Here is a 500-nt window from a genome sequence, read left to right on the forward strand (position 1 = left end):
TTTAAAAACAAACTTATTTTGGTGCCTTCTGCATTATTGATTAGCGCAATTATTCCTTGGTTGATCATGCCATTGCTACTAATCGGCGGTTTGTTTCTCTGTTTTGAAGGGGCTGAAAAAGTACTCGAAAAACTGTTTCCACACTCACATCCCCATGAAGAAAAAGAAGAGCTTGTGGATACGGGCGAGTCGTTAGAGGATTACGAAAAGCGAAAAGTTGCAGGTGCGATTCGAACCGATTTTATTCTCTCAGCGGAAATTATTGTGATTGCGTTGGGCACCGTGACTGGGGCGAGTCTTGTGACGCAAATCTTAGTGGTGAGCTTAATTGCGGTCATCATGACCATTGGTGTTTATGGCTTAGTAGCAGGCATCGTGAAATTGGATGACTTGGGCTTCTACCTTGAAATTCGCTCAAAAGGTAAGGGCTGGATGGCGAAAGTTGGCAGTGCTTTAGTTGCTTTTGCACCAAAGCTGATGAAGTTGTTAACGATTGTGGG

At 43.6% G+C, this 500-nt stretch carries 1 protein-coding gene; it reads left to right on the forward strand.

Annotated elements, in window-relative coordinates:
* Positions 1-500, forward strand: a 500-nt coding sequence (locus R7P74_RS29855; RefSeq protein WP_318124362.1) for a DUF808 family protein, incomplete at both ends; no start/stop codon positions are given.

It is taken from the genome of Vibrio sp. 2033 (genome assembly GCF_033339735.1).